This window comes from Vulcanococcus sp. Clear-D1, from assembly GCF_014654725.1.
Taxonomy (GTDB): Bacteria; Cyanobacteriota; Cyanobacteriia; order PCC-6307; family Cyanobiaceae; genus Vulcanococcus.
This window is the reverse complement of record NZ_JACVZV010000019.1, coordinates 1-27,000: the sequence shown is the minus strand read 5'-3', so window position 1 is coordinate 27,000 and position 27,000 is coordinate 1. Positions and strand designations below refer to the sequence as shown.

Sequence of the window (27,000 nt, the reverse complement as noted above, 5' to 3'; positions counted from 1 at the left end):
CCGGTGACCGTTGCAGCGGCGTGGACCTTCGAGGGCCATCCGATCCACAGCCTCAGCCGTGACCCCGATGCTGCGGCCCAGGGCCCGGCGATCCTGCTGGTGCATGGCTTCGGTGCTTCGACCGATCACTGGCGCTTCAACATCCCTGTGCTTGCCGAGCATTACGAGGTGCATGCCCTCGACCTGCTCGGGTTCGGGCGCAGCGCCAAGCCCGAGGGGCCTCGCTATGGAGGTGCGCTGTGGCGCGATCAGCTGGTGGCTTACGTGCGCGAGCGCATCGGCCGGCCCACGGTGCTGGTGGGCAACTCCCTCGGCGGCTACGCGGCTTTGGCGGCCGGGGCGTCCTTGGGCGATCAGTGCGCTGGGGTGGTGTTGCTGAATGCAGCTGGACCTTTCTCCGATGAGCAGGGTGAACCGAAGGGCTGGGGTGCCATCGCCCGCCGCACCATCGGCAGCGCCCTGCTCAAGAGCCCGATCCTGCAGCGGCTGCTGTTCGAGAACATGCGCCGCCCCGGCAATGTGCGCCGCACGCTCAAACAGGTGTATATCGATCCCACCAACGTCGACGACGAGTTGGTGGAGTCGATCCTGCGGCCCAGCCGCGATCCCGGTGCCTTCGGGGTGTTCCGCACGGTGTTCGACATCCCCCGCGGCCAGCCCCTCGATGAGCTGTTTGCCCAGCTTCAGGCCCCGCTGCTGCTGCTCTGGGGGATCCGCGATCCCTGGATCAATGCCGCGGGTCGCCGCGGCGCCTTCCAGCGCCATGCTCCGGCCAACACCACCGAAGTGGTGCTGCAGGCCGGCCATTGCCCCCACGATGAGGTGCCGGATCAGGTGAACCGGGCCATGTTGGAGTGGCTGGCCACGCTGCGATGACCCTCTCCCGCGTTCAAACCCCTTACCCCCACTGGCTGTTCACTGCCCCGAACGGGGATCAGTTGCAAGTGGTGCCGGAGCGGGGTGGTCTGATCACCGGTTGGCGTTCTGGCGGCCAGGAGCGCCTGTATTTCGACGCTGAGCGCTTTGCAGATCCCAGCAAGAGCGTGCGCGGCGGGATTCCGGTGCTCTTTCCCGTGTGCGGGAACTTGCCCGGCAATCAATTGGTGTTGCCCCAGGGTTCCTTCCCGATGGCGCAGCACGGCTTTGCCCGTGATCTGCCCTGGCAGCTGACGGAGTTGGACAGCGGTGATGGGGTTTGCCTCCAGCTCAGCGACAGCCCGGAGACACGGGCGGCCTATCCGTTTGGGTTCGCCTTGAGCCTTGAGGTTCAGCTCGAGCCCCAGGCCCTGGCGATTCGGGCTGTGGTGGAGCACCTTGGCCCATCCGATTCGGCCATGCCGTTTGCCTTCGGTTTGCATCCCTATTTCCAGGTAGAGAGCCTGGCTGAGGCCCGGGTGGATGGCCTGCCGCTGCGTTGTTTTGACCACCTCAGTGCCGCTGAAGCCGCAACGGCCGATCAGCTGGCGCGGCTGGAGCAGGGTGTGGATCTGCGGCTGGATCTGCAGCCACCGCAGGATCCCGCTCCGCGGCTCACCACGGGCTCCGGCGCCGTGGTGGAGCTGGAGATGGAGCCCCCCTTTGCCCATGCCGTGTTGTGGAGTGATCCTCCGCGGCCGATGCTCTGCCTGGAGCCCTGGAGCGCCCGGCGCGGTGAACTGGGTTTGGAGCTGGAGCCAGGGCAGCGCTCTGAGTTGCGCTGCCGCTACGTGCTCAGCCCGGCCTGAACCACGCCGGGCAAGCGACCGCGGGCCAGTTGCTGCAGCGGATCGAATTGCCGCTTCACTGCTTCGATCACCGCAGAAGCGGGGCTGGCGTCCCAGCAGGGCAGGGGGGTGGCGCTGGCGGGTTGCTGAAGCACGCTCAGCTGGCCCCCCAGCTCTCGGCAGCGCTGCCGCAGCTGTTGCACGCGATAGTTGGGGAGGGCGTTTGCTGCCGCCCAGGCCAGGCCCGTGCCGACGCCGGCGGCCAGGTTGCAGGCCACGCCCTTGAAGGCTGAATCGGCCAGGAGTGCAGCGACCTGGGCCGGCGGTACCCCCAGTTGCAACAGCCAGTCGCTCTTGCCCTGGCGGCCCCGGCCTTCGTGCTCCTGCAGCTGTTCGGGTGTGAGGGGGTCGGTGTGGAGGCCCAGCTCGGCTGCGGCCTGGCGGTGCTGCGTCACTTGGTCGGCGATGGCGGCCTGGCTCACGCTGGCCAGCGTGAGCAGCAAGGCGGGTTGTTCGCTCCCCGTCACGCCCGCGCTCCACCAATCCAGGCGCTGCGGCATCAGCGGCGCCGCTAGGCAGCGGCGGCGAAGTTGCTCCAGGGCCGCCAGCTCCCCTCGGATCAGCAGGCCGCTGCGATGGCGGGGCAGCGGGTAGGTGCGCAGCGTGAGTTGGGTGATCAGGCCGAGGCTGCCCCAGCTGCCGCAGAACAGGCGCATCAGGTCGTAGCCGGCCACGTTTTTCACCACCTTCCCGCCCGCTTTGGCGGCGGTGCCATCGGCGCGCAGCAGCTCCAGACCAATCAGTTGGTCGCGCACGCCGAGATAGCGCTGGCGCAAGCCCCCGGCCAGGCCCCGGGCCACCAGGCCACCCACCGTGCCGCTGGCTTCTCCATTAGGGCCACTGCCCCAGGGCCAATCGAGGGCCAGCCACTGGCCGGTGCTTGCTAGTTCTGCCTGCAGGGTGACCAGGGGTAGGCCCGCCTGCACGGTGACCGTGAAATCGCCGGCGCAGTGCTCCACCAGCCGGTTGAGCCCGCCGGTGCTCACCACCAGGGGCTCGTTCTCGCCCGGCGCAGGCAGTACAGGTCCGCCCCAACTCAGCCGGCTGCCGCTGCCGGCTGGCAGCCATGGCTGGGCCTGCTGATGCAGCTCGCGCACCAGCTCCTGCAGCTCGCTGGGCTCAGGACAGATCACGGCACGATGGTGCCATGGCAGAGCGGCGCAAGGTCATCGTGTTGGATGACGACCCCACCGGGTCGCAGACGGTGCACAGCGCGCCTCTGTTGTTGCGCTGGGATGCCGGCACCTTGCGGAGGGGGTTGCAGCACCCGTCTCCCCTGCTGTTTGTTCTCGCCAACACCCGTGCTCTGGAGCCTGCGCAGGCCCGGGCGCGCATCCGTGAGATCTGTCGCACGCTGCGGCCCTTGCTGGAAGAAGCCCAGGCGGCCGGTGCGCTCGATCGCTGGTTGATCGTGAGCCGGGGGGATTCCACCTTGCGGGGGCATTTCCCCGTGGAGGTGGACGCCATCGCGGCCGAGCTGGGGCCGTTTGATGCCACCTTGCTGGCACCTGCTTTCCTGCCGGGGGGGCGCACTACCCGCGGCGGCGTGCACTACCTGCACGGGGAGCCTGTGCACAACACTGCCTTTGCCCGCGATCGCCTGTTCGGCTTCCGCAGCAGTGATTTGGCTGAGTGGGTGGAGGAGAAAACCGTCGCTCGGATCGCGGCGGCGGCGGTGGAGCGGATTGCTCTGGCCGATCTGGAGGGGCCTCCCGAGACGCTGCGCGCTCGCTTGGCTGATCTGCACGATCAGCAGGTGGTGGCGGTGGATGCGGAGCAACCGGCGCAGCTGGACGCCCTCGGGGCTGCCATCTGGGCGGTGAGCGATCCGGCATCAGCGCGGCCGCGGCGGCTGTTGCTCCAGAGCGCGGCCAGCTTGATCAATGGGCTGGTGCCCCTGCCGCCGCAGCCCCTGGATGCCGCCGGCTTGGCGGGTTTGCGCCGCCGGGATCCCAGCGGAGCTCCGCTGCCGGTTTTGGTGATGGTGGGCTCCCATGTGCCCCTGGCGGATCAGCAGCTGGAGAAGTTGTTGGAGGAGCCAGGTTGCCGTGGCCTGGAGCTGCCGGTGGCGACCTTGGCGCGGGTGTTGGAGGGGCCGCTGCCGGGTGAGTTGCTCGCGTCTCTGGAGCAGAGCTGGCTGTCGGAACTGCGCCAGCTTTTGGCGCAGGGTCTGACGCCGGTGTTGTTCACCAGTCGCGGAGAATTGAGCTTTGCCTCAGCCCAGGAGCGGCGGCGCTTCGGCTTGGAGCTGGCCGCTTTGATGGCGCGCTTGGCGGCGGCCCTGGCTCCAGGGCTCGGCCTGATCATCAGCAAGGGCGGCATCACCACGCACACGCTGTTGGCCGATGGGCTGTATCAGGCCTCGGTTGAGCTTCAGGGGCAGCTGTTGCCGGGGCTGTCGCTGGTGCTGGCGGAGGATCTGCCGGTGATCACCTTTCCCGGAAATCTGGGGGATGCGGGCACGTTGAGGTTGGCTTGGCAATGGATGGATCAGCTGCCTGCCTTGGGCTGAAGTCGTTGCCAGCTCTCGCCAGCGATCCCGCCCGCACCCACCAGCGCTAGGGCCAGAAGGCTGTCGGCCGTGTCGCTCACCATGGCTCCGATCAGAAAAGCCAGTGAGCCAGCGCCCACGAGCCAGGGTGTGAGCGGATAGCCCCAACTCAGGAACGGTCGGGGTAGCTCCGGTTGCTGGCGGCGTAACCACAGCTGTGCTGCAATTCCGCTGAGGGGCAGGGCGACATAGAGAAATGCACCCATGCCAAGCAGGTGATCGAACGAGCCTGCGAGCACGAGTACAGCAGCGCAGCCGCTCGTGAGCACCAGTGCGGCGGTGGGCGTGCCCCCGGGGTTGACACCACTGAGTGCTGCTGGCATCAGCTGATCGCGGCTCAGGCCAAAGAGGATGCGTGGTGCCGCCATCACCACGGTGTTGATCAGGCCGAGTAAGGAGATCAGGGCCACGGCGCTGATCACTTGGCCCCCGCGTTGGCCCAACACGCTGCGGGCGGCATCCGCGGCTGGCAAATTCGCTTCGCTGAGCACCCCTATGGGCAGTACATGCAGTAGAGCTGCGTTGATCAACAAATAGAGCGCCAGCACGGCCAGAACCCCGCCAATCAGGGATCGGGGCAGGTCGCGGCTGGGGTCGCTGAATTCCTCGGCGAAATACACCGGTGAGGCCCAGCCATCGAAGGTGGTGATCACGGCCTGCAAGGCCAACACCGCTCCGATCGCAACAGCAGGTCCCTGCTGGAGCAGGTCAGCAGGATCCGCGGCAGTCGACACCGCAGGAACGACTGGAGGCAGCGCAAAACTGGCCGCGGCGAGGCCGAGAAAGGCCACCGCTTTCACCAGGCTGAGGAGCTCCTGGCTGGCGCCTCCGGCGCGTACACCCAGCAGCTGAACGGCGCTGAACAGGCCGAGCACGAGCAGCGCCAACGCCCGGCCTTGCCAAGTGGCGGCAGTGTTCGCGGGTATCCACTCCGCCAATAACTCACCCACGGTGGTGGCCACCCAGGCCAGGCCAATGCAGTGGGCCAGCCAGTCGGTCCAGCCCACCAGCCAGCCGGCGCGCCGGCCGAAGGCCTGCTCTGCATAGACATACCAACCGCCAGCCCGGGGGAGGCTGGCGGCCAGCTCGGCGATGCAGATGGCACCGAGCAGGGCATACAGGCCTCCCACCAGCCAGGCCAACAGCACCACTGACGGTGTGTGCAGCTGTGCGGCCACCAGGCCTGGTGTACGCAAGATGCCTGCGCCGATCGTGCCGCCCACGGAACCCGCCAGGCCGAAGGCCACCCCCAGCACCGAGAGCAGCTTGCCCGGTTGGGTGGCTGTGGGTTCTGGCTCGCTCACACCTGGCTGCCGTGGGCGCTGCGATGCAGCAGTTCAATCGGATGGGCCACGGTGGGTGATTGCAGGCTGCTTTCACCCACCTGCGGGAGGTGCCGGCGCAGCTGCAGGGTGCAGCCGATGTTGGCGCTGGCGATCAGCTCGGCCCCAGTGCCCTGCAGGTCTGCCGCCTTGATCTGCCCCAGTGCAGCGGCTTCCTCGGGTTGCACCAGGTTGTAGATCCCCGCGCTGCCGCAGCACACGCCGGCTTCTGTGGCTTCCCGCAGCTGCAGGTACGGAATGGCGCGCAGGAGTTGGCGCGGTTCCGCGCTAATGCCCTGGCCGTGGAGCATGTGGCAGGCATCGTGATAAGCCACCAGCACAGGGTTGTCGGCCGTGGCGGTTTGGCCGTCTGCGTGTTGCAACGGGCGCAGGCGTGCCCGGAAGCTCTCGCTCAGCCCCAGCTCCGCCAGAAATTCGTGAACGTCCCGCACTTGGGACGCAAAGCCCGCCCCAGCGCTGTCCTCGAGCAGGTCGCCGTAGTGCTTGAGCGTGTGGCCGCAGCCCGACGCCGCCACCAGCACGGCGTCGAGCGGTTCGGGACCCGCTGGCCGGCCTGGGCCCACTACCGCCTTGAAGCTCTCGATCAGCGCATTGGCCAGCTCGCGCGTCTGCGCCAGTTCCCCCTGGTGGTGAGTCACGGCGCCGCAACAGCCCTGAGCTGGTGGGATCACCACTTCGACGCCATTGGCGCTCAACACCTCAAGCGTGGCGCGGTTCACGCCAGGGTCGAACACCCGTTGCACGCAGCCCAGCACCAGGCCCACCCGTGCCCTGCGTTTCCCCTGGGCGGGCACCACCACGGGATGACCGTCGCGGAAGGCTTCTGCGGCCAGGGGTGGCAACAGCTGCTCCATTGCTGCGAGCGAGGCGGGCAGGCTCCGCAGCAGTCCGGAGCGGCGCAGCAGGCCTTGCAAGGGGGTGCCGGCATAGGCGCGCAGCGGCGCGAGGGCAGTCCGCAGCCGCTGGGGGTAGGGAAGCAGTGCCAACAACAGTTGCCGAAACGCGCGCTGGGCGGGGCTTCGCAGCTCCGGGGCATTCAGCTTCGGCCGGGTGGCCTCGATCAGTTCGTCGTAGCGCACCCCCGAGGGGCAAGCGCTCACGCACGCGAAGCAGCCCAGACAGCTATCGAAATGACTCGCCGTGGTGGCATCCAGCTCCAGCTCACCGGCTTCGATCGCCTTGAGGGCGTGGATCCGCCCCCGGGGCGAATCCATCTCGGTGCCCAGCACCCGGTAGCTGGCGCACGTGGGCAGGCAGAAGCCGCAGTGCACGCAGGGGTCGGTGCCTTTGGCCGCTAGTCCGGGCATCGTCATGGGGTCAGTCTGAGCGCCTCAGCCCAGAGATCGCGCGTGCCGTGGGTGAATCGTTGCTGGATCGTTGTTGATTTAGAGAAGAAAGAGTGGCGCATGATCCAATACCGTGGCCTCGTAGCGCCTGTTGTTCAGAATTGAGTTGCAAAAGGCGATATCGTCTTGGTTCATGTAATCTTTATAGCCGCCGATCTTCCCCTTTCTCACTTTCATGCTTTCCGGGTCGGACGCATCCGCGGGGGTGAGGATTGATCCATACTGTGCACCGAGCTCGCCACTGCGTTCTTGGGCCTGCATCCTGGAAAAGCTTGCTTCTTCAATCACGCTCTGGATGGAGAGCGGATTGGGGGGCTGGTCTTTGAGATAGGTGTAGATCAGGGTCATGGCTTGAGCCGGATCGTTGCGGATGGCTTCGTAGCTGATCGACCTGTGGGTGGACGAATCCATGGATGCAAAGCTCGTTAGCCATGCAAGGTTGAACTGCGCGATCTTTTCGATTCCATAGTGCGGATCGCGGATGAACTCTGATAGATCGCCCGAAAAGGGATCCCGCTTTTTGCGCTTGCTTTTTTGAAAATAACCTGAAACAACGGTATCTCGTGGGTCTCTAAGTAGGAATAATTGCTTCCCTGGTCCGCTGCGTGATCTGGGCATCGGCAAGTCATTGAAGTGGCAGCTCACCGTGTATTCGCTGCCGGCATGCGTGTAGCTCATGGTGACATCGAGCTTGTCGAGCATCACGCGAAGCCAGGTTCGACCAGACTTTGGAAAGGAAACGACCGTCCCGACGGGTAGCGGTTCTTTCAGAATCCAATGTTTGATCGCTTGTTTGAGTTGTTGCATGCGCGGCTGATCCAGGGATAGGAGTGCCCACCGTGAAGGGCGAGCGGCTGAGTTGATCAAGCGCCTGATCAGGCCTCGAAGTGTTGGATCACGGCATCGGCGAAACCGCTGCAGCTCACCGGCTCCACCCGCGGCTCCATCAGACGCGCCAGGTCGTAGGTGACCTCCTTGTTGGCGATCGCCGCACTCAGGCCTGCCGTGATCAGGTCGGCGGCTTCCTGCCAGCCCATGTACTCGAGCATCATCACGCCGCTGAGGATCACTGAGCCGGGGTTGATCCGATCGAGGCCGGCGTGCTTCGGCGCGGTGCCGTGGGTGGCCTCGAAGATCGCGGCGTTGTCGCCGATGTTGGCGCCGGGGGCCATGCCCAGACCGCCCACCACGGCAGCGGCGGCATCGGAGATGTAATCGCCGTTGAGGTTGAGGGTGGCCAGGATCGAATAGTCGGCCGGGCGGGTCTGGATCTGCTGGAAGATGCTGTCGGCGATGCGGTCGTCGACCATCACCATCTTCTTCCACTGGCCATTGCCATGGGTGGAGCCGATGGCATCGAGCACGCCCTTCACTTCGGCGGAGATGGCTTCTTTCTTCTCGGGGGTGAGGGCGTCGTAGCCAGGGTCCACCATGCGGGCATTGGCTTCGATGCTCAGGCCCGGGTTGCTGGCGGCGTTATCGAGGATCCAGCTTTCGCGTTCCGTCACGCACACGTCGCGGAATTCGGTGGTGGCCAGCTCGTAGCCCCAGTCGCGGAAGGCGCCCTCGGTGAACTTCATGATGTTGCCCTTGTGCACCAGGGTCACGTGGCGCTTGTTGCCTTCGAGGCGCAGGGCGTGCTGGATGGCCTTGCGGATGTGGCGCTGGCTGCCTTCCTTGCTCACCGGCTTGATGCCGATCCCTGAGCCGGCAGGGATCTTGCGCTTACCGAGCTTGCCGTTGGCCGGGATCACCACCTCGTTGAGGTGCTTGATCAGTTCCAGGCACACGGGATCACTGGCTTCCCATTCGATCCCCATATAAATGTCCTCGGTGTTCTCGCGATACACGATCACGTCGAGGTCCTGGGGCCGCTTGTGGGGGCTGGGGGTGCCCTCGTAGTAGCGGCAGGGGCGCACGCAGCAATACAGATCAAAGATCTGGCGCAGGGCCACGTTCAGGGAACGGATGCCGCCGCCGATTGGTGTGGTGAGGGGGCCCTTGATCGCAACGCCGTAGGTGCGGATCGCTTCGAGGGTGTCTTCCGGCAGGTATTGATAGGTGCCGTAGAGGTCGCAGGCCTCATCGCCGGCATACACCTTGAACCACTCGATGCGGCGCTCACCGCCGTAGGCCTTGGCCACGGCCGCATCCAGCACCTTCTGAGTGGCCGGCCAAATGTCCACGCCGGTACCATCGCCGCGGATGAACGGCACGATCGGGTCGTTCGGCACCACGGGCTGGCCGTTCTCGAAGCGGATGGCCGTGCCCTGGGCCGGGGCGGTGAGCTTCTCGTAGGTGGCCATGGGTGCTTGCTAACCGAGGGCGGCGTGAACAGTGAGGCGAGCCTAGGTTTTGGAGATGTGCGGTTCTGCTGCAGGGGCAACGGCATGAATGCGTCAGACCAGGTCCGATCTGTGGAACTGGCCCAACGCATCGCGTCCGTCGCGGCGTTGTTTCGCCACCACTTCCCCGATGCCCGCGCCAACCTCACCCCCTGGCGCGATGACCCCCTGACCCGGGCCTTCGCTGAGGCGGAAAGCCTGGATCTCTCCTTTCATCTGCCCGGCTGGAGTCCCCGCAGCCAGTGCCGATCGTTTCTGGTGCAGTTGCGGCTTGAACAGGCTCCGGCCGGAGGGCCTGAGCAGCCCCGCTTGCTGGGGGTGACCATCCGCGGCCTTACCTATGAATCTGAGCGGTGGCGCCTGGCCAGCGTGGGCGACTGGCAGCCCACGGGCAGCCATCGACCTCAAGCGGTTGTCGTGGACGCTTTGCACGCCTTCATGCGGGAGTTGTTTGAGCTGTTTGGCGTGGATGGGGGCCAGGCCTTGCCTCCAGGCAGCCAGGCTGCGTAACCCTTCGCAACCTTCGCCGCGTGGCTGGGGACAGCCCCACTAATTTGAGCGATCTGCCCGAGTGCTGACCGCGGACCGATCACCATGTCTGTCGCCCTTGCTGCCCAACTGCGTGAAGGGACCAAAAAGTCCCACACCATGGCTGAGAACACGGGTTTTGTGAGCTGCTTTCTCAAGGGCGTGGTGGATAAGGCCAGCTACCGCACCCTGGTGGCTGACCTCTTCTTTGTGTATTCGGCGATGGAGGAGGAGATCGGTAAGCTCCGCGCCGCTGGTCATCCAGTGGTAGGGCCCGTGGGTTTCCCCGAGCTCAACCGCCGAGAAACGCTGGAGCAGGACCTGGCCTTTTATTTCGGAGACGGCTGGCGGAACAGTGTGAAGGCCACCCCAGCCGCCCAGGAGTACGTGGCCCGTATTCATCAGATTGCGCAGGACGCTCCCGAGCTGTTGGTGGGTCATCACTACACGCGTTATATCGGTGATCTCAGTGGGGGCCAGATTCTCAAGAACATCGCACAGAAGGCCATGAATCTTGGTGACCACGATGGCCTGCGATTTTATGAGTTTGATGCCATTGCTGATGAGAAGGGATTTAAGGCCAACTATCGCGCCACCCTCGATAACCTGCCGATCGACCAGGCTGTAGCTGACCGCATCGTAGAGGAAGCCAACCATGCGTTCCACCTCAACATGAAGATGTTCCAGGAGCTCGAGGGCAACCTGATTGCAGCGATTGGCAAAGTGCTCTTTGGCTTCCTGACCCGACGCCAGCGGGCCGGGAGCACCGAAGCCGTTGCCGCCTGAAGCGGGCCCTGTGCCCTCGCTACGCTTCTTGGTTCCAGGCACCACAGGCCGATTTCGCTGTGGTGGATTACTGGTGGAATTGCAGACAGCACGTTTGGTGAGCGCGGTCGCGTCGGTTGACGTGGTCACGTACCGGCAGCGAGAGCCTGATTATCCCTTCCTTGCCGACCTGCTCAGGCAGGAACCCCGTGTGTCGGATGGAGGTGGTGCTCCGGCCGAAGTTCCACTCTGGATTGTGAGCTGGGGATTTGATGTACCCAAGTTGCTCAGGCGTCTGAAGGGCCGCCCTGTGGCCTATCACGCCCACAGCAGTGGGTACGGTTTTGATTTGCCAGCGTCGGTGCCGGTTGTGGCGGTGAGTCGTAACACGCTTGGCTATTGGGGTGACCGAGCTCCCCGCAACCCGCTGTTCCTGGTGCCGAATGCCCTGGATTCCCCATGGTTGGAACAGGGAGCCCGCCCAGGCACGGCGGCTGCGATACGTCAGCAGGAACGCTGTGGTCTCCGCCGGCCGATCGATGTGCTGGTGCAGCAGCGCAAGAGCAGCGACTATGTGCTCAGGCAGTTGGTCCCGGCGCTGCGAGCGAGGGGCCTACGTGTGGAGGTGCAGAGCGGTTGGGTTGACGACTTGGTGGAGTTGTTCAATCGTTCGACTGTGTATCTCTATGACTCGGCAGACTATTGGCGAGGTCGGGGTGTGAGCGAAGGTTTCGGGCTTCCTCCGATCGAAGCCTTGGCCTGCGGATGTGTGGTGTTCAGCAGCCTCAACCATGCCCTCGCTGATCACTTGGGAGATGGTCGTCTCGGGTTTCAGATCGGCTGTGGCACCCTCCAGGCTGACGTGGACCGCATCCACCAAGCAGTGCTGTCGCCTGAGTCTTGGCAGCCAGCCCCAGATGCGCTCAACTCGTTGCTCAAAGCCCATGATCCTGCGGCTTTACCTGAACGATGGAGAGCGACCTTGCTCCAAATCCAAGAGCACTGGTCACGTCTCGGTGACGGTGTGCGTCCGCTGCAGGCTCCGTCGCGACACCGCTTGCATTGGCAAGCTCGGGCGCCCCGTTTGTTCACAGCCTTCAATCGCCTGATGGCTCGATCAGTTCCCTGACTGGCTTGTCTCCGTCATGGCCTGCCAGGGTGGTCGATAGTGTTTGATTCACTGAGACTGCAACGACGCACTGTGGCTCATCAGCCTGGCCTAGGTCTCCGCAGTGAAACAGCTGTTCAGCTATGGCAACTGCTGAACTTCTTGCCACCGCGTCGCTTGCGAGGCTTTCTGGTGCTGTTGCTCGTTGCCAGTTTCGTTGGCCTGATCGACGTTGTTTTTCTTGGCTTGCTGGCCCGTTTGGTGGGAACGCTGAGTGGTGCCAAGTTGCCCAATAGCCTGCCTCAGATTTGGGTTTTTGGAGGTGGGAGGGCTGATCAAGCCATCTGGGTGGCTTCGATTCTGATTGCTTTGGTGTGGCTATCGAACGGACTCCGTTTTTTGCTTGCTTCGATGCAGGCTTTCCTCAGTGCCCAGATTTGGTCGGATTATGGCAATCGCATTTATGCCAATATTCTTTATCAGCCTCTGGAGTATTTTCAGGGTCAAAAAACCTCGAATCTGTTAGGGCGTCTCAACCTGATCCTTAATCAGATCTCTGATCGGATTGTGCTGCCGTTGCTCACATTTCTTTCCAGTATTATTTCTGCGGGTGTGCTAACGGTCGGAATCGTTTTCGTGATTGGCTCATCTGCCCTTTTGGTCTTTGGAGCCTTGTTTGGGGCGTATGCGCTCTTATCGGCCTTGGTGACACCGCGGTTGCGACTCGCCTCGAAGCAAAAAATAAGACTTTCTGTAAATATTAATAAGGTCATCATGGAGTCAATTGCATCGGCTCGCGACTTGCAGCTTTATGGGGCCGAGTCTTATTTCCTTGAGAAGTTTTCTGATATTGGCGCGCGCGGCAAGCGATATGATCGTTTGGCGCGATTGTTGCCGGAAATCCCTCGCTTTGTGATTGAACCGGCTGGAATTACCATTTTGCTAGCGGTTTGTCTGTTTCCGGCGCTCGCTGATGGGGGTCGAGAAAGTCTCCAGCAGTCTGTTCCAACCATCGCGGCGTTGGTTTTTGCGGCCCTCAAGCTCTCAACGCCACTACAAGCGATTTTTCGCTCAGTGAATCGTTTCCGTGGGGGCTTGCCCGAAATCTCCGATGCCTTGCTCTTGCTGGCACTCCCCCCACAGCGGATGTTGCAGTCTCAGGCACGTGTGCCCAGCCGCGCAGGGGTGATGCCGCGCAACAGCATCAAGCTCGACAAGGTTTGGTATCGCTATCCCCACGCAGAAGATTGGGTGATTCGTGGAATTGATCTTGTGGTTCCTGTTGGCTCGCGTGTGGCCTTGGTGGGTCGCACCGGTGGAGGAAAGACCACGGCGGCCCATCTGCTGCTTGGGTTATATCAGCCCCAGCAAGGCTGTATTAGCTTGGATGGTATTCCTTTGGAGGAGAGTGAGCTGTCTGCCTGGCAGGGATGTTGTGCCATGGTTCCACAGCAAATTATGTTGTTAGATGCCAGCATCCGTGAGAATGTGGCTTTCGGTATTGATCCAAACTCTATTCGGGATAATGCTGTCTGGGAAGCTTTGGAATCAGCTCAATTATCCGAGTTCGTATCCGAACTCCCCTATGGTCTCTACACAATGATCGGTGAGAATGGTCTTCGCTTGTCTGGCGGGCAGCGACAGCGCTTGGCCTTGGCCCGTGCTTTCTATAAGAAGGCCGACGTACTCGTGCTCGATGAGGCAACCAGTGCATTGGATAACAAAACTGAAAGTGAAGTGATGGATGCTTTGGAGCTGATCGCGCGCCGTTGCACCACGATCGTCATTGCACATCGCCTGAGCACGATCAAGAATTGCGATCGCATCTATGAATTTGAAGGAGGAGTTGTGAAAGCCTACGGCAATTATCAACAGTTGCAGGAACGATCGTCTTCCTTTCGAGAGCTCGTGTCCAGGGCCAATGGCTGACATCACCCTGCTAGCCACCGCAGATTGGGATCACCCAATCTGGACGAATAAGCAGCATGTTGCTGTTTCGTTGGCACGCCAAGGGCACAAGGTGTTGTATGTCGATTCGCTTGGGCTGCGCGGTCTCCGAGCTCAAGCTTCGGATTGGCGTCGTGTGGTTCGTCGCATCCGCCGTGGTTTTTGTCCCCCACGTCAGGTGGCTCCAGGCCTCTGGGTGCATACTCCGCTGGTTTGGCCGGGAGCCCGTGGACGCACGTTGACTGCGGTCAATCGGGTGCTCTTGCAGGTGGGTTTGGCCTGGGCTCGCTTTTGCCTCCGGTTGCGCTGCGACTGGCTCTGGACCTACAACCCGCGCACGCTTGCCTGCCTCGATGTGTCGGCGTATCGGCAAGTGATCTATCACTCTGTGGATCATATTCAGTCTCAGCCCGGCATGGATCCTACTGATCTCGACCGATGGGAGGCTTTGCTGTGTCGTCGGGCTTCGATTGTTTTCGTCACCTCACCAGCATTGGCTGACCGTTTGCGTCCGCTGAATCCTGAGGTTCATTACTTTCCCAATGTTGCTGATCATGCCCATTTTGCAGCTGCTTTAGATCCTGGGACTCAACTTCCGGGGTTGCTCACTGAGATCCCCAAGCCTCGTGTTGGTTTCATCGGTGCGATCAGTGCTTACAAGCTGGATCTCAACCTGCTCGAGCAATTGGCAACCGCCAGGCCCGATTGGTCGTTTGTGCTGATCGGCCCCGTTGGTGAGGGGGATCCCGCCACAGATATCACGGCCTTGCAACGTCTCTCGAATGTTTATTTCATCTCCTCGAGGCTGTATGCGGAATTGCCGGCCTGGTTGGCGGGGATGGATGCGGCAATTCTGCCGCTGCAGTGCAATAGCTATACCGATGCGATGTTTCCGATGAAGTTTTTCGAGTATCTGGCGGCTGGACGCCCCGTTGTGGCATCTTCCATTCGCTCTTTGCAGCCTTTTGCGGACTGGGCGCATCTTGTGGCGCCCTGCCCTGATGCATTCTCGCTGCATTTGCGCTCTGCCATGGATGAGGACTCACCTGCTAAGCGCCAGGAGCGTAGTGCCTTCGCCTCAGGCTTCACCTACGACCGTCGCACCGAACAGATGTTGGAGTGCGTCAGGGCAGTTGAGGCTTGTCATGACTGATACAGGGCAGCGGCCCATGTTTTCCGTGGTGATCCCTGTCCATAACAAGGGCCCTCTGTTGGCCGAAGCCTTGGCAAGTGTGGCGACCCAGATTCATCGGGATTTTGAGGTATTGGTTGTTGACGATGCCTCAGACGATGACGGCCTCACGGCCATCCATGCCTTTCCCAGCCTCCCGATCCGTTGTTTGCACCGAAGCACGCCGGGGCCTGCGGGGTATGCCGCCCGTAATCTCGGAATCCGCGAAGCTCGGGGCCGCTGGATTGCCTTTCTTGATGCGGATGATCTCTGGTTCCCTGAGCATCTCTCCACGGCTGCCGGCTGGATTGCTCGGTACCCCGAGGCTGGTGTGTATTGCTCAGGCTTCGAAGAGCACATGGGTGGTGCTGTCAAGACGATCAGCGTGCTGGTCAGTCGTTGTTTGGCTGCTAACGCATTTCTGGCTCTTTATGCACGTTCTGATCTCATCCATACCAACTCGCTGGTGATCCAGCGTGAACTTCTGCTGGCCTGCGGTGGTTTTCCCGAGTGGGGGGCCCGCCGCGGCGGTGATCATGCGCTGTGGTTCCGGTGTGTTCTGCAGGGCTCACCGGTGATCCTGGCTGGACAGGTCACCAGTCGCTATCGACGCGATCACAGTGAGGTGGTGCGTGATCCGATGACCATGACCGGTGCTCATCCTGTGTGCCGTGTTGCCGAGGATGCTTTAACAGGGCGCCTGAGGCTCCCACCCACCTGGGGAAAGCAGGAAGAACACTGGATACGGCAACTCGCGAACCGTAAAGCGTTGCATTGGATGCTGCAGCGCAAGCGTGTGGGCTTGCTGCCGCCAGCAGCGCGATCCCTGCCCTATCCAGCGGACCTGTCGCCACGCAATCAGCTCCGCTGGCTGATTGTTTCCAGGATGCCGGTTGTGTGGTTGCGGGCGTTGTACGCCGTGCAGGCTTGGCGGCAAGCCATCCGCCAACGGTTGTGTTAGATGCTGATCGACAGCACGGCCTTTAGGCGCAGCATCGTGCCGATCTCTCCCATCCAGTAGAGGCTGTAGTACGCCAACCCGATCAGCCACGCGGCTGGAATCTCATACCACTTCAGATCCACGTGTTGATGCAGCCAGGCGATCTTGATCAGGGTGCGCCCACTGTTGCGGATCCAGCGCCAACCACTTCCCAGGATGGTTCGGCTGAGCCCGCTGCTGCGCAGGTAGCAGTCGCGCCCCTGGGCCAGGGCTCGATGCACAAAATGTTCGCCGGGCTGCGGTGGTGGATGCGCCACCCAGGCTTGGCTGTTGAGGCGGATGGGGATACCAGCTTTGTGCAGCTGCTGGGATAGTTCCAGGCAGGCCCCTCGGGATGTGGCTTTGCTGGCAGGGAACGGATAAGCCAGGGCGGTGCTCCGGCGAAAGGCAATGTTGTTGGCAAAGAAATGATCTGTTGTGGGCCAGCAGTGTTTGACCAACGGCGCACCGGTTTGCACTCTCGATCTCTGGCGCACGGGGAAGAACCAGAAGAGGGCAAAGGCTTTGGTGTAAAGGTTCGTCGTATCGATGTGAGCCCGCCCGCAGCACACCTGGGTGGAGGGCTCGTCCAAGGGTGCGAGCAGTTGCTCGAGCCAGTTGTCCTCCGGGAGCACATCACTATCCACGAAGGCGATCAGATCGCCGCTGGCTTGACGTGCCCCCAGATTTTTAAGCTCGTAGTAGTGCTGTCCCGGGTGGATGAGCAGCTGCCAGTCGATTGCATCACGCAGGGTGTTGGGCCGCTGGGCCAGAGCTGGCTGGTTGCAGGTGGCGCTGATCAGGATTTCATGGCAGTTCGGCAGTCGATTCGCCTGCTGAATCACTTGGGCGAGCATTTGCTTGGCGCGGCTATTGCCAGCGAGCAATACATTCTCCCACTCGATCACAATCGACACGCGCCCGATTCCGCCCTGCTGCGCCGTGCCTGCCAAAATCGGTCGCAGCTGTTCCATTGCTTTCGCGCTCTTCGCCAACGGGATCAACGTTACCGGAGCTGCTGAGCGTGAAGGCGTTGGTGCCGGCGATGTCGAATCCGCCCTCGAAGCGCGCGGACGAGGGGCCAGATTCGTCGTTGCCAGAGGCTTGGTGGATGGTCCCCCGGGCGAGGTGGCTCCGCGTCTGCTGGATACCCCATCAAGGCCATCAGTTCACCGAGTCGGCCCTCCAGCTCTCGCTGTTGCCAGGGCTCCAGCTGCCCTCGCCAGGCGTTGATGCGTTCAACCTGTGGGCGCTCGCCGATCCGTTGATGCTGATGGCGTGTGTAACGCGGGAGGAAATCGCACGTGGGCTGCAGGAGCGCCCTGTTGGTGGGCATCGTCAGCCCCAGCCATGCGGCCACATGCTTCAGGGTGTCCTCTGGGTGCCGGCAAAGATCCTCGTAATGCACCCGCAGGATGCGTTCGGGAAGCGCCTTTTCCAGAGCCAGACCATGGGCCAGTCGGTGGCTCCAGAGGCTGGCAATCCCAGCCGTGGAATGCGGACCCCAGTCCAAGGGCAGCAGCGAAGCCGCCACGGCCCGAGGATCTCGCACGAGATGAATCAGTTTGGCGGTCGGGAACAGGCTGCTCAGGGCCAGGCCGAGCTCAATGTTTTGAGGCGTGTGATCGATCCAGGTGACAGCAGCGAGGCTCTGTTGCTCGGGTTTTGCCATGCGACCCACCAGCGCTAACAGCAGGGCGCGCAACGCCTGGGGATCCAGTGTGTGCTCGAGATCAGCCTCGAGCAGGTCCACGCCCCAATGGCGAAAGCGCAGGTGGCTGCGCCACTCGCGTGCCAAGCCCTCCCCCGAGAGTCGGATCTCAGGCTGGCGGTGCAGCCTTTGCAGTGGCCGATGTTTGAACTGGGATTCCGGGGTGACAACGCATCCCGGAAATCCCCCGAGCAGACTGGCCAGCAGCGTTGTGCCGCTGCGCGGGCAACCACCGATGAACACGGCTTCTGGAGCGGAGGTCACGCGGTTGGCGGAGGAAGGGCCCTGCCTATCGTGACCCCTTGCCGCATGGACGTGATGGCACGAGTGTTTCCCCGCTTCGGGGATGCCCTTGAGCTGGTCTCGGGAGATCCGGATGGAGCGGCTCCCGGGTTGGCGGTGTTCGCGGTGATCCGCGATGAAATGTTCTTCCTGCCAGCTTTTCTGGCGTATCACCGCCGCCTCGGTGTGCGGCAGTTTCTGCTGCTCGACGATGGTTCGAGCGATGGGTCAGCGGCTTACATCGCCTCCCAACACGATTGTGTGTTGTTGCGCTCGTCTTTGACATACGCGGAACCTGTTCTCAGCGTTGATCTTGCAGGCCGCAGGATGGAGCGGCGAGCCTGTTTCTTCTTCAAGCAGTACATCCCTCAACTCTGGCTCAACCATCGATTCGTTCTGGCGTTGGATGCCGACGAGTTTCTGTTGCTGCCGCCAGAACTGCCTGATGCTGATGCATTGTTGGCAGCCCTGAAGCAGTATCGAATTCATACCGTTGGGGCGGCTCTTGTGGAATTCTTCCCGTCTCGGTTGATCGATCTGGAACAGGAGAAGACGCCCGAGGATTTGCCGGACCTCCTGGCTACGGCTCCCTACTACGACCATGCGCCGCTCACCCGTTTTCGCTGGCGTGGTGGTTTGGCGGGAATTCGCCCCTCCGCCTCCACCCGCATCTTTCGTGGCGCTGGGGTGAAGCAGCCGTATGTCACGACACCGTTCAAGGTGCCGCTCTATCTGCATCACAACAACTGGATCGTGGGCAGTCATCGCACGCGCTGCAATCCAGACCGGAGAATCCTGCTCACGCTCGCTCATTTCAAGTTCACCCATGATCTCTATCGGCGAACAGAGATGGCGATCGCCCTTGGGTCTCATTCGCAGGGCAGTCGTAAATATGCCTGTTATGCGGAGCTTTTTGAGCGGTCTCGGCTCCGAGACGCGGCTCTCACCGATTCCACCTCCAGGCGTTTTGCGAGTGCGGCGCAACTCATGGATGCCGGTTTGATGCGGTGGCGACTCACGTGATGCTTTGAACCTTAGAGTTGGTGCAAGACCATGCATGCCGCAGTCGTCATTGAGCTTTCTATCTGGCCTTAACGATGCCCAACGCAAAGCAGTGGACCATCACACCGGTCCTTTGTTGGTGGTGGCTGGTGCGGGTAGCGGCAAGACACGGGCCCTCACCCATCGCATCGCTCATCTGATTGGGCACCATGGTGTTGATCCGGCTGAGCTTCTGGCTGTCACCTTTACCAATAAGGCCGCTCGGGAGATGAAGGAGCGGTTGGAGCTGCTCTTAGCTCAGAAGTTGGCGCAAAGCCAGTTCGGTCAGCCCTGGAGCACGCTGCCAGCTGTTGAGCAACGCCAGCTGCGATCCAGGATTTACCGCGAGGTGATCAAGGATTTATGGATTGGCACATTTCACGCTTTGTTTGCCCGGCTGCTGCGTTTCGATATTGATAAGTTTCGCGATCCAGAAGGCCTGAGTTGGACGCGTCAATTTTCGATCTACGACGAAGGCGATGCGCAAAGCCTGGTGAAAGAAATTGTGACCCAGGACCTGGGTTTGGACCCCAAGCGATTTGAGCCCAAGAAGGTGCGTTGGGCGATCAGCGGTGCCAAGAACCAAGGCTGGATGCCCGAAGAGCTTGAGGCTGATGCCGGTGGGCAGCGCGGCAAGCTCATGGCCGAAACCTATCGGCGCTATCGGCGTGCCCTGGCCGCCAACAACGCGCTCGACTTCGACGATCTACTGTTGTTGCCGGTGCAGTTGTTGCGCCAGAACGAGCAGGTTCGCCACTACTGGCATCGGCGCTTCCGCCATGTGTTGGTGGATGAGTATCAGGACACCAATCGCACCCAGTACGAGCTGATCAAGTTACTCGCGACCGATGGACGCGATCCTGAGGCTTTCGATGATTGGAGTGGTCGCTCGGTGTTCGTGGTTGGTGATGCCGATCAGAGTATCTACAGCTTCCGTGCAGCTGATTTCACCATCCTGATGGGTTTTCAGGACGACTTTGGTGATGGGGCTCCTGATGATGTGACCAACACCATGGTGAAGTTGGAGGACAATTACCGCTCGACAGCCACCATTCTTGAGGCCGCGAATGCCTTGATTGCGCATAACTCAGAGCGGATTGACAAAGTTCTTCGACCCACGCGTGGTGAAGGCGAGTTGATCAGCCTGACCCGCTGCGACGATGAGATCGCCGAGGCAGAGGCTGTGGTGCACCGGATGCGCATGCTCGAAGCCGCTCATCCAGATCTGAGTTGGGGTGATATGGCTGTTTTGTATCGCACCAATGCTCAGTCTCGCGCGATGGAGGAATCGCTGGTGCGTTGGGGAATCCCCTATCTCGTTGTTGGCGGTTTGCGTTTTTATGATCGGCGAGAGATCAAGGATGTACTTGCTTATCTAAAGCTTTTGGTTAACCCCGCTGATAGCGTTAGCTTGCTGCGGGTGTTGAATGTTCCCAAGCGTGGCATCGGAAAGACCACGATTGAGCGGTTGACGGATGCCGCCAACCAATTGGCTATTCCCCTCTGGGATGTGGTGAGTGATCCCGAAGCTGTGCGCTCCTTAGCGGGACGTTCCACCAAGGGACTGCTGCAGTTCAGTGAGCTCCTGCAGGGGTTGCAGGCCCGTGCTGCGGAGGCTCCTCCCTCCGCGTTGATCCAGCATGTGCTGGAGAAGAGCGGTTATCTGTCTGAATTGATTGCTGCGGGAACCGACGAAGCGGAAGATCGACGTCGCAATCTAAATGAGCTCGTTAATGCTGCACTGCAGTATCAGGAGGAAAATGAAGAGGGATCCCTCGATGATTTTCTGGCCTCTGCAGCTCTCGCCAGCGACGCAGACTCCAAAGACACCGATCAGGATCGGGTGACCCTGATGACCCTGCATGCCAGCAAGGGTTTGGAGTTTCCTGTGGTGTTTCTGGTGGGTCTGGAGCAGGGATTGTTCCCCAGCTACCGTTCACTGGAGGACCCTGCTGCCCTGGAGGAGGAGCGGCGCCTTTGCTATGTGGGCATCACCCGTGCAAAGGAGCGACTCTTCCTGTCTCATGCCAGTGAGCGACGGCTCTGGGGCGGCATGCGTGAGCCGGCGGTGCCATCGGTTTTTCTGTCGGAGCTGCCAGAGGCTCTTGTTCAGGGTGATCTGCCCCGTAGTGGTGGTGCCTCGATTCGCCGCGAGCAGCGCCTCGAGCGGCTCACCCGGGTGGATCGAGAGGATCCGGCCGCCGCTGCATCGGCTGCCAATGCGGTTCGTCGGCGATCCGCAGCCCCCCATCCTGATCACTCCTGGGCAGTGGGTGATCACCTGATCCATACCAGCTTTGGCGAGGGGGTTGTCACCCATTTGTTTGGTAGTGGTGAAAAGATCTCGATTGCCGTGAAATTTGCGGGAATGGGGCCAAAGATTCTCGATCCCCGCCTGGCTCCGATTCGCGCTCTCGACGCTGACTGACAGGGTCCCGAGCGCACGACTCCTGCAACTAAATCCCGAAGAAAGCTTTAACTTTCTTTGAATTGATTCACGTGGTGCGCGGTTTTTGGGTTAACCCCATAATGAGAGTATTCAAGCTCTGTGGGTCATGGATTCCAAGCAGCTACTGCGCTATCTCTCTAATGCGTCCTGGGCCGTAGCTGATGCAGTTCTGAACCGCCTTCAGGACCAAGAGGCCCCCTTCGTGGCTACAGAGACTCGCGGGGCCACCCGTGCAGCAGCCGGTTACCTGGTGAAGGCCCCCAATGGCTTGATCGTGCTCCGTACTTCGGAGACTGACACGCCACTCTGGAACCCGAAGTGGTTGGCTAGGCTCACCGATCAGGAGCGCGCCAGCGTGGCGGATGTCCTGTTTGCGGCGCAGCTGAGCCAGCTCAGAACATCGCTGGATGTTCTGGCACTGGTTGATCAACAACTTGCGGGTACGACATGGACGCTTGGTAAGAACAACCTTTCTGCCAAGGTTGTTGATCGGACTGGCGTGAAGTTGGGACTGTTGACCTCAATGGATTCACGCCTGAGAAGTCGTTTGTTGCGTCTTGGGAGCTGCTTCAACAGCTGGCCCGTGGTGATTGGTCTGGGATTGACGACGTCAGCACACTCTCGAAGCCAGCTGCCCGAGCGCTTTATAACTTCTCGCTGACTGATCGGGGTTCAGCTGATTCGCTCGGCGGACTCTCTGCCGAGACCTGGACCGCGCAAGCATCCAAACAACTCGAAGGTTTATTTGGCCAGGGAGTCTTTGATGTTGTGGTGAGCGATGGAGTGGATCCATCGCTGATGAGCAAGATCGGCGAGGGTGCCAGATTTCATCAACGTGATTGGGTTCTGTCTCAAGATTCCCCTAGCCAGATCGGCACACTCCTGGATCACACGAGATGGTTTGGTGCGTTGAATGCAGGTCGGCCCCAGTCCATTGCCGTTGATCCAGCTCGCCCTGATCATCTCATTCTGGGTTTGAAGAATGCCGGCCTCTGGTCTTCCAGTGATGGCGGAGTGAGCTGGACGCAGGTGAGTGATCAGGATCGCGGTGCAAGGAGGGCACCGATGAATTTCACCGCCTTGTCGGCACTGCGTAGTTCTGCCTCAGCAGACACTCTGATGGTTGCTTTTTCTGATTCGGCAGGTGGTACGGAGACCCTTTATTCACTCGATTCCGGTGTCATGTGGAATCGTTCCACGTCGGTAGCGAGGAGTGTTGTGCGAGACACGCTCCAAGTAGGTGATCACGTGATTCTGGCCACGGATAGTGGCCTGCAGCTGTATGACATCTCAAGGGGATGGAGCGACTTGCTCGCTGGCAATTGGTCCAACGGTCCTGACGCTCGAACTTATACACAGCTCAAGCCGATCCCTGGTGACCCCGATCGTCTTCTCGGTTTGTCGGATCTGAATCAACTCTTTCTGATCGACCTTGCTAGTAGCACGACTAGTCGCCTATCCCTGCCGATCACATCTACCAATTTCAGGATTGATACGGCTGACCTCGGTCGCGGACAATTCCGACTGTATCTTCTCGCTAGTCCAGACGATGATGGTTTCCCTGACGAGACAGCGGATCCAGGTCTGGCGACACTCTATTCGTTAGATATCGACCGAGATTTTTCTGGTTCAACGGTCACAGCGGTGAGCCCGGGCGTTTTTACGGCGCTTGATCGCTCAACTCAGTGGATGGCATGGGGATACAGCATCCCCGATCCAGCGGATGCCACCAAAACTGTTTTCCGTTCCAGTCTGTGGGATGCCCTTGGGCAGGGGACTGCGATCGAGGGAGGTAATCAGTGGTTTCATACCAATGAGTTACTTGTGGATCCCGTCTTCCCTGACAAGGTTTATGTGGGAGCCACCACGCTTGGCTATCTTCTTCATCCATCCGTGTCGGTCCGCCAGCCTCAGGAAAGGGGCGTCAATTTGCATTGGGATCCTGCCGGTTTTAATTCTTATGTGCAGCGTCCTGATGGCACGGGTAGTGTTTTATCGCCTGGAAGCTCTGGCCTGTCGAGAGTCGCCCTTGATCTTTGGGCTCAAACCGGTCGCGGAAGTGCAGCCGACCGGCAAAGCCTAAGCGCTTTTCTGGATGCTGCTGGATCGTTTAATAACAAAACCCATGCCGACGCGCAATTACTCTATACGGATGGTTCTTATCTTTACTATGGTAACGATGGGGGGCTTAACCGTTTTCTCGCCAATCCGGATGATGGCGCCGAGTCCATCCTGCTGAAGGGGCTGGGTGAATCGTACACGTGGGGTGAGTTTCGCCGGGATATTGAGGGCGGCGGCTTTAATCCAGCGTCTCCCATTGGGCCTTTTGGACTAGAAATGTTGCCTGCCCTTGGCTTTTATCCAGCCAATTGGGAGAATCTGAATACTGACCTCGTTACGAACCTCTACCAAGGCGGCTCCCTCAATGCGAGAGGCAATCGCTGGATTACCGGTGCACAGGATAACGGCATCAGTGTTGGGTCGATGGATCGTTACACGCCGTATCTCGTGAGCAATGGCGATGGTGGTGCAGGCTTCTTCGGTGATTCAGATGCACTGTTGGCGTTTACCAATCAATTTGCCAAGCGAACGGCCTACCGGATGCTTGATGAGGTCTCACTTGGCAATGCGTCTGATCATGCAACCGTGCCCATCTGGCAACTCAATGGCCCACGTAACTGGACCGGAACCGTTTCAGGCAACATTGTTGCCACACTTTTCAAAACACATGCTGTTCTGATCGACAATGGATCGGATCCTCCATCGGCTGGTGCTGATATTTGGGCCCAGCGGCTGCCCTTGTTCCAGCCCATTTCCGGCGATCAGGCTGTTATTTCTGGCGATCAGGCTGCCATCGCAGATCACTTCCGTCGTGCGTTAACGGGTGGGCGTGCTCAGATCACCAATCTCAATCTGCGTTGGATTGGGTCGCCAGGCAACAGTGCAGCGCCTGCCTTCACGGCCATGCTGGCTTCAACGGCAACCACGCAGCGCGATATCGCAGATTTTCTTGCTTCCAATGGTGGCAATCTCTATCTAGAGATCATGAGAGAAAACGGCGAGATCGATTATGTGAGTATGGATGTGGCAACGGTTGATTCATCGCCGCGACTCACGATCGATGTGAAGGAATATGTGCAGCCTGCTGTTAATGTTTCGTTTAACGGCGGTGACACCGCCGTGCAATTCGGCCCTGCTTATTCCGACGGTGCCAGCTTTTATTTCCCTGCAGAGCAGCACCCTGCCAAGCGCTCCATGATCGGCCTCGCCGATCGAAGCCGCATCTATGTCTACCCCAATGTTTTTGATTCCAGCAATGTCGCTAGGGCTGATTATTGGCGTACGGTTGATTTAGATCAGCTGCGATGTGACACCCTGGGCAGCTCTGGATCATCAGCGATCACCTCCTTTGCGTTCGCTCCCTGGGACTTATCGGGTCAAACCTTGTTGATTGGTTTCGCCAGTGGTGAAGCCCTGCTCGTGCGTAGAGCCTTGGAGCTTGTCGATCAACCAGTGGATGCGGATGCTCAGAATATTGCATTCAATCCACGTGGAGGTGCTGTCGCATCGCTGGCATTTAGCCATGCGGATTCGAACGACTTTTATCAATCTGGTAATGGCTTTGTCGCGATCGCTCATCGGGAGCGCACGTTCCCGGAAATCACGCGCTTTGTCTCTGGTTCGCCCGTGCCAGATGCCGCTTTTCTGCCGGTCGCGGGTCAGAACAATGATGTGATTGTGGTTGATTCTCATACGATCTATTCCGCCACAGGCGATGGCGTGTACAAGTTGTTGACACACGTGCCGGGTGCTGCCTGGCAAAAGATTGGTGGCACTTACAACGACAACCTGCCAACCACGCGCGTGGCCAACCTGGCTTACGACCAGCGGGATGATCAGCTTTTCGCGTTTACGTATGGCCGCGGTGTCTACTCGTTGGATACGAAGACCTATCTTACGCAGCCCAGGCCGGGTCTGAATCTCGAAATTCTGCAAATCCCTCCTGACTGGCAAGAGCATCAATTTATTCACCCACTCGACCTTGTGGAGCTGGTGATTGGTATCGACGACCCGCGCATCCTGGCCTCAGCATTTGATTTGGATCAGGTCGGAGTGCCAGTTCCTGTGCTCCCGTCCAGTCCCATGGATGTTTCGCTTCAGGTGGATGCTGCGGCGCGGTCGAGCCTTGGTGATTGGTACAACCCTCAGACCTTGAGCTTTGTAGATCAAGAAGCCTTGATCAAGAATCTGACTGTCTTCGCGGAATGCCAGATCATTGCAGATGGTGTTGTGTTGGAGTCGTTCGATTTAAACGTGAATCTCGATCAGCTTGGCTCGAAGACGAGCCTTCTGCCAGTGGCCAAGCTTGATCTCACTAAGCCCTACAACTATGTGATCGATTATTTCGGCCAAAAGGGCACCAGCAGGTTGGATACAGCAGCTCTGATCACCTATGGATTTGATGCTCCTAGCTTGAGCGATCCCAAACGGCTCGCCCGAGTGCCGCTGGGAAGCAAGCTGATCAGTTTCAGCGATCAGCTTGCTGGTCCGGATGACGTGTTGCAGATCGACGCCCTTCTTGATTTCAACGAGAAGAGCAACGCTCTCAGCCTTTTTGCCCAGGATTGGCTGGACCTGGATCTGGCCCCGTCGCTCACACCTGTTTCGGTCGATCGTTCGTTGGCCGGTGTTCCATCGCCTGTTGTGTTGCCGGAGCTCGATTGGCTCGACGATGGGTACGGAGAGATTTCTGCATCCGTGTACGCAGTTGCTGATGATCAGACCCTATCCCCCAAGCCTCTGCTCGAGATTGAGGACCAGGACGGTGTCGGATTGTGGTGGATCCCTCCGGCCGCTGGTCGCTACTTCATCGATATCCGTGGGTCTGAGGTGGGTTCTCTCTATGGCTACGACCTGTTGGTGGATGGTTTGCCTGAGGCCGAGGCCAGCATTAGCTTCCTGAGTCGGCTGAAGGGTTTTGAGGCCAAGGCTTTTGATCCGACCAGCCTGACGGCCGAGCGTGTTGCGCCCCTGCAAGCTGCCCTTGTTGCATCCGGCGTCGATGCGTACCCGTTGCGCTTCAAGGTGTCGAGTCTTAATCCCGACGCCCGAGACGCGCTGTTTGGTGATCCTCTTGCACCGATAGATTCTCCCGCTGCGATCAAGGATGGACTCGATCGTTTGGGTCGAACGGGTGATGTGCTACTTGATTTCGGTGTGTTGTCCAAGATCCACAAGAGTCCTGAGCTCACCTCGACGTTTTATGAAGCGGTGGACTGGGATCAGGTGGATTACGATCAGCTCCGCTCCAAGCAGCGCAAACAAATCCAGTGGGATCGTGTGGACTTCGTCGAGGCATCCCGTTCACCCTTCTTCATCCCATCCGTTGTTGATTGGAAGGAGGTCCGCCTCGCCGACGATCCCAAGGCGATCTATCAGGCGATCGACTGGGAGCAATTCGATCCTAAGGCCGTCGTTGGCGTGCTCGACCAGCTTGAGATCGCCTGGCTACCAACAGCGGCTCTTAATCTGTTGCAGGACGCTGGATTCACCGTCTGATGCCTGAGCTGTCAACGATCCATCTGGTCGATAACGACAATCGTCCTTATCTTGCTAAGGGAATCTCTGGACAACGCTGGTTTGAGCAGCGTGGTGGCCCAAAAATTCGGCT

Annotated in this window: 20 protein-coding genes; 13 read left to right on the top strand and 7 right to left on the bottom strand. The window is 60.3% G+C overall.

Annotated elements, in window-relative coordinates; all coding sequences use genetic code 11:
• Nucleotides 1-3 precede the first annotated feature (3 nt).
• Nucleotides 4-876 carry an alpha/beta fold hydrolase gene (locus H9532_RS08830; protein ID WP_296367520.1) on the top strand — a complete coding sequence of 291 codons (873 nt, stop codon included), beginning with the start codon at nt 4-6 and terminating at the stop codon, nt 874-876.
• Nucleotides 873-1,724, top strand: a complete 852-nt coding sequence (locus H9532_RS08825) for a galactose mutarotase (RefSeq protein WP_296367518.1) — start codon at nt 873-875, stop codon at nt 1,722-1,724. Before H9532_RS08830 ends, H9532_RS08825 begins: the two co-directional genes overlap by 4 nt.
• Here H9532_RS08825 and H9532_RS08820 read toward each other — a convergent pair.
• Nucleotides 1,703-2,896 (bottom strand): FAD-binding oxidoreductase, encoded by a 1,194-nt coding sequence (locus H9532_RS08820; protein ID WP_296367516.1) that lies wholly within the window; start codon nt 2,894-2,896, stop codon nt 1,703-1,705. The genes H9532_RS08825 and H9532_RS08820 overlap by 22 nt on opposite strands.
• A 14-nt stretch (nt 2,897-2,910) precedes the next feature.
• On the opposite strand from H9532_RS08820, the gene H9532_RS08815 reads away from it, so the two are divergent.
• On the top strand, nt 2,911-4,275 hold the full coding sequence (locus H9532_RS08815; protein ID WP_296367514.1) for a four-carbon acid sugar kinase family protein: 1,365 nt from the start codon (nt 2,911-2,913) through the stop codon (nt 4,273-4,275).
• Here the strand turns inward: H9532_RS08815 and H9532_RS08810 are convergent.
• From H9532_RS08810 to H9532_RS08795, 4 genes are all read right to left on the bottom strand, one after another.
• Complete coding sequence (locus tag H9532_RS08810; RefSeq protein ID WP_296367512.1) at nt 4,254-5,618, bottom strand: APC family permease; 1,365 nt, start codon at nt 5,616-5,618, stop codon at nt 4,254-4,256. The two genes, H9532_RS08815 and H9532_RS08810, sit on opposite strands and share 22 nt — an antisense overlap.
• Entirely contained in the window at nt 5,615-6,970 is a 1,356-nt protein-coding gene (locus H9532_RS08805) for a (Fe-S)-binding protein (RefSeq protein WP_296367510.1), read from the bottom strand. The genes H9532_RS08810 and H9532_RS08805 overlap by 4 nt, the downstream gene beginning before the upstream one ends.
• 72 nt (nt 6,971-7,042) lie before the next feature.
• Nucleotides 7,043-7,810: a sulfotransferase domain-containing protein gene (locus H9532_RS08800; RefSeq protein ID WP_296367508.1), complete on the bottom strand. Its 768-nt coding sequence runs from the start codon at nt 7,808-7,810 to the stop codon at nt 7,043-7,045.
• Between the two features lie 68 nt (nt 7,811-7,878).
• Complete coding sequence (locus tag H9532_RS08795) at nt 7,879-9,309, bottom strand: NADP-dependent isocitrate dehydrogenase (protein WP_296367506.1); 1,431 nt, start codon at nt 9,307-9,309, stop codon at nt 7,879-7,881.
• An 84-nt stretch (nt 9,310-9,393) separates the two neighbouring features.
• Here H9532_RS08795 and H9532_RS08790 point away from each other — a divergent pair, with 84 nt between their 5' ends.
• The 6 genes from H9532_RS08790 to H9532_RS08765 all read left to right on the top strand — a co-directional run bounded on the left by H9532_RS08790 (nt 9,394) and on the right by H9532_RS08765 (nt 15,828).
• The gene (locus H9532_RS08790; RefSeq protein ID WP_296367503.1) at nt 9,394-9,858 is read left to right on the top strand and encodes a hypothetical protein; all 465 of its coding nucleotides are present in this window, start codon (nt 9,394-9,396) and stop codon (nt 9,856-9,858) included.
• A gap of 84 nt (nt 9,859-9,942) precedes the next feature.
• Nucleotides 9,943-10,662, top strand: a complete 720-nt coding sequence (locus H9532_RS08785; RefSeq protein WP_296367501.1) for a biliverdin-producing heme oxygenase — start codon at nt 9,943-9,945, stop codon at nt 10,660-10,662.
• Between the two features lie 10 nt (nt 10,663-10,672).
• Nucleotides 10,673-11,770, top strand: coding sequence for a glycosyltransferase (locus tag H9532_RS08780; RefSeq protein WP_296367499.1), 1,098 nt, complete (start codon nt 10,673-10,675; stop codon nt 11,768-11,770).
• A gap of 171 nt (nt 11,771-11,941) precedes the next feature.
• Nucleotides 11,942-13,678, top strand: a complete 1,737-nt coding sequence (locus H9532_RS08775; protein WP_296367496.1) for an ABC transporter ATP-binding protein — start codon at nt 11,942-11,944, stop codon at nt 13,676-13,678.
• The gene (locus H9532_RS08770) at nt 13,671-14,849 is read left to right on the top strand and encodes a glycosyltransferase (RefSeq protein ID WP_296367494.1); all 1,179 of its coding nucleotides are present in this window, start codon (nt 13,671-13,673) and stop codon (nt 14,847-14,849) included. The genes H9532_RS08775 and H9532_RS08770 overlap by 8 nt, the downstream gene beginning before the upstream one ends.
• A gap of 16 nt (nt 14,850-14,865) precedes the next feature.
• Nucleotides 14,866-15,828 carry a glycosyltransferase family A protein gene (locus H9532_RS08765; protein ID WP_296367492.1) on the top strand — a complete coding sequence of 321 codons (963 nt, stop codon included), beginning with the start codon at nt 14,866-14,868 and terminating at the stop codon, nt 15,826-15,828.
• On the opposite strand, the gene H9532_RS08760 is transcribed toward H9532_RS08765, so the two are convergent.
• Together H9532_RS08760 and H9532_RS08755 are read right to left on the bottom strand one after the other, a co-directional pair.
• A complete protein-coding gene (locus H9532_RS08760) occupies nt 15,825-16,763 on the bottom strand; it encodes a glycosyltransferase (RefSeq protein WP_296367490.1) in 939 nt (312 codons plus the stop codon). The genes H9532_RS08765 and H9532_RS08760 overlap by 4 nt on opposite strands.
• Nucleotides 16,764-16,852: 89 nt before the next feature.
• Entirely contained in the window at nt 16,853-17,821 is a 969-nt protein-coding gene (locus H9532_RS08755; protein ID WP_296367488.1) for a sulfotransferase, read from the bottom strand.
• 54 nt (nt 17,822-17,875) lie between these two features.
• Between H9532_RS08755 and H9532_RS08750 the strand changes: the two genes are divergently transcribed.
• The 4 genes from H9532_RS08750 to H9532_RS08735 all read left to right on the top strand — a co-directional run bounded on the left by H9532_RS08750 (nt 17,876) and on the right by H9532_RS08735 (nt 26,888).
• On the top strand, nt 17,876-18,862 hold the full coding sequence (locus H9532_RS08750; RefSeq protein ID WP_296367486.1) for a glycosyltransferase family 2 protein: 987 nt from the start codon (nt 17,876-17,878) through the stop codon (nt 18,860-18,862).
• A 49-nt stretch (nt 18,863-18,911) separates the two neighbouring features.
• On the top strand, nt 18,912-21,308 hold the full coding sequence (locus H9532_RS08745) for a UvrD-helicase domain-containing protein (RefSeq protein ID WP_296367485.1): 2,397 nt from the start codon (nt 18,912-18,914) through the stop codon (nt 21,306-21,308).
• 127 nt (nt 21,309-21,435) lie between these two features.
• Nucleotides 21,436-21,990, top strand: coding sequence for a hypothetical protein (locus H9532_RS08740; protein WP_296367482.1), 555 nt, complete (start codon nt 21,436-21,438; stop codon nt 21,988-21,990).
• A 137-nt stretch (nt 21,991-22,127) separates the two neighbouring features.
• Complete coding sequence (locus H9532_RS08735; protein ID WP_296367480.1) at nt 22,128-26,888, top strand: hypothetical protein; 4,761 nt, start codon at nt 22,128-22,130, stop codon at nt 26,886-26,888.
• Nucleotides 26,889-27,000: the final 112 nt, after the last annotated feature.

What these genes read in the sequence shown, in the direction of transcription:
- H9532_RS08825 (WP_296367518.1), top strand. Translation starts at nt 873, where the DNA reads ATGACCCTCTCCCGCGTTCAAACCCCTTACCCCCACTGGCTGTTCACT.
- H9532_RS08815 (WP_296367514.1), top strand. Translation starts at nt 2,911, where the DNA reads ATGGCAGAGCGGCGCAAGGTCATCGTGTTGGATGACGACCCCACCGGG.
- H9532_RS08805 (WP_296367510.1), bottom strand. Translation starts at nt 6,970, where the DNA reads ATGACGATGCCCGGACTAGCGGCCAAAGGCACCGACCCCTGCGTGCAC.
- H9532_RS08800 (WP_296367508.1), bottom strand. Translation starts at nt 7,810, where the DNA reads ATGCAACAACTCAAACAAGCGATCAAACATTGGATTCTGAAAGAACCG.
- H9532_RS08795 (WP_296367506.1), bottom strand. Translation starts at nt 9,309, where the DNA reads ATGGCCACCTACGAGAAGCTCACCGCCCCGGCCCAGGGCACGGCCATC.
- H9532_RS08790 (WP_296367503.1), top strand. Translation starts at nt 9,394, where the DNA reads ATGAATGCGTCAGACCAGGTCCGATCTGTGGAACTGGCCCAACGCATC.
- H9532_RS08785 (WP_296367501.1), top strand. Translation starts at nt 9,943, where the DNA reads ATGTCTGTCGCCCTTGCTGCCCAACTGCGTGAAGGGACCAAAAAGTCC.
- H9532_RS08770 (WP_296367494.1), top strand. Translation starts at nt 13,671, where the DNA reads ATGGCTGACATCACCCTGCTAGCCACCGCAGATTGGGATCACCCAATC.
- H9532_RS08765 (WP_296367492.1), top strand. Translation starts at nt 14,866, where the DNA reads ATGTTTTCCGTGGTGATCCCTGTCCATAACAAGGGCCCTCTGTTGGCC.
- H9532_RS08750 (WP_296367486.1), top strand. Translation starts at nt 17,876, where the DNA reads ATGGCACGAGTGTTTCCCCGCTTCGGGGATGCCCTTGAGCTGGTCTCG.
- H9532_RS08740 (WP_296367482.1), top strand. Translation starts at nt 21,436, where the DNA reads ATGGATTCCAAGCAGCTACTGCGCTATCTCTCTAATGCGTCCTGGGCC.
- H9532_RS08735 (WP_296367480.1), top strand. Translation starts at nt 22,128, where the DNA reads ATGAGCAAGATCGGCGAGGGTGCCAGATTTCATCAACGTGATTGGGTT.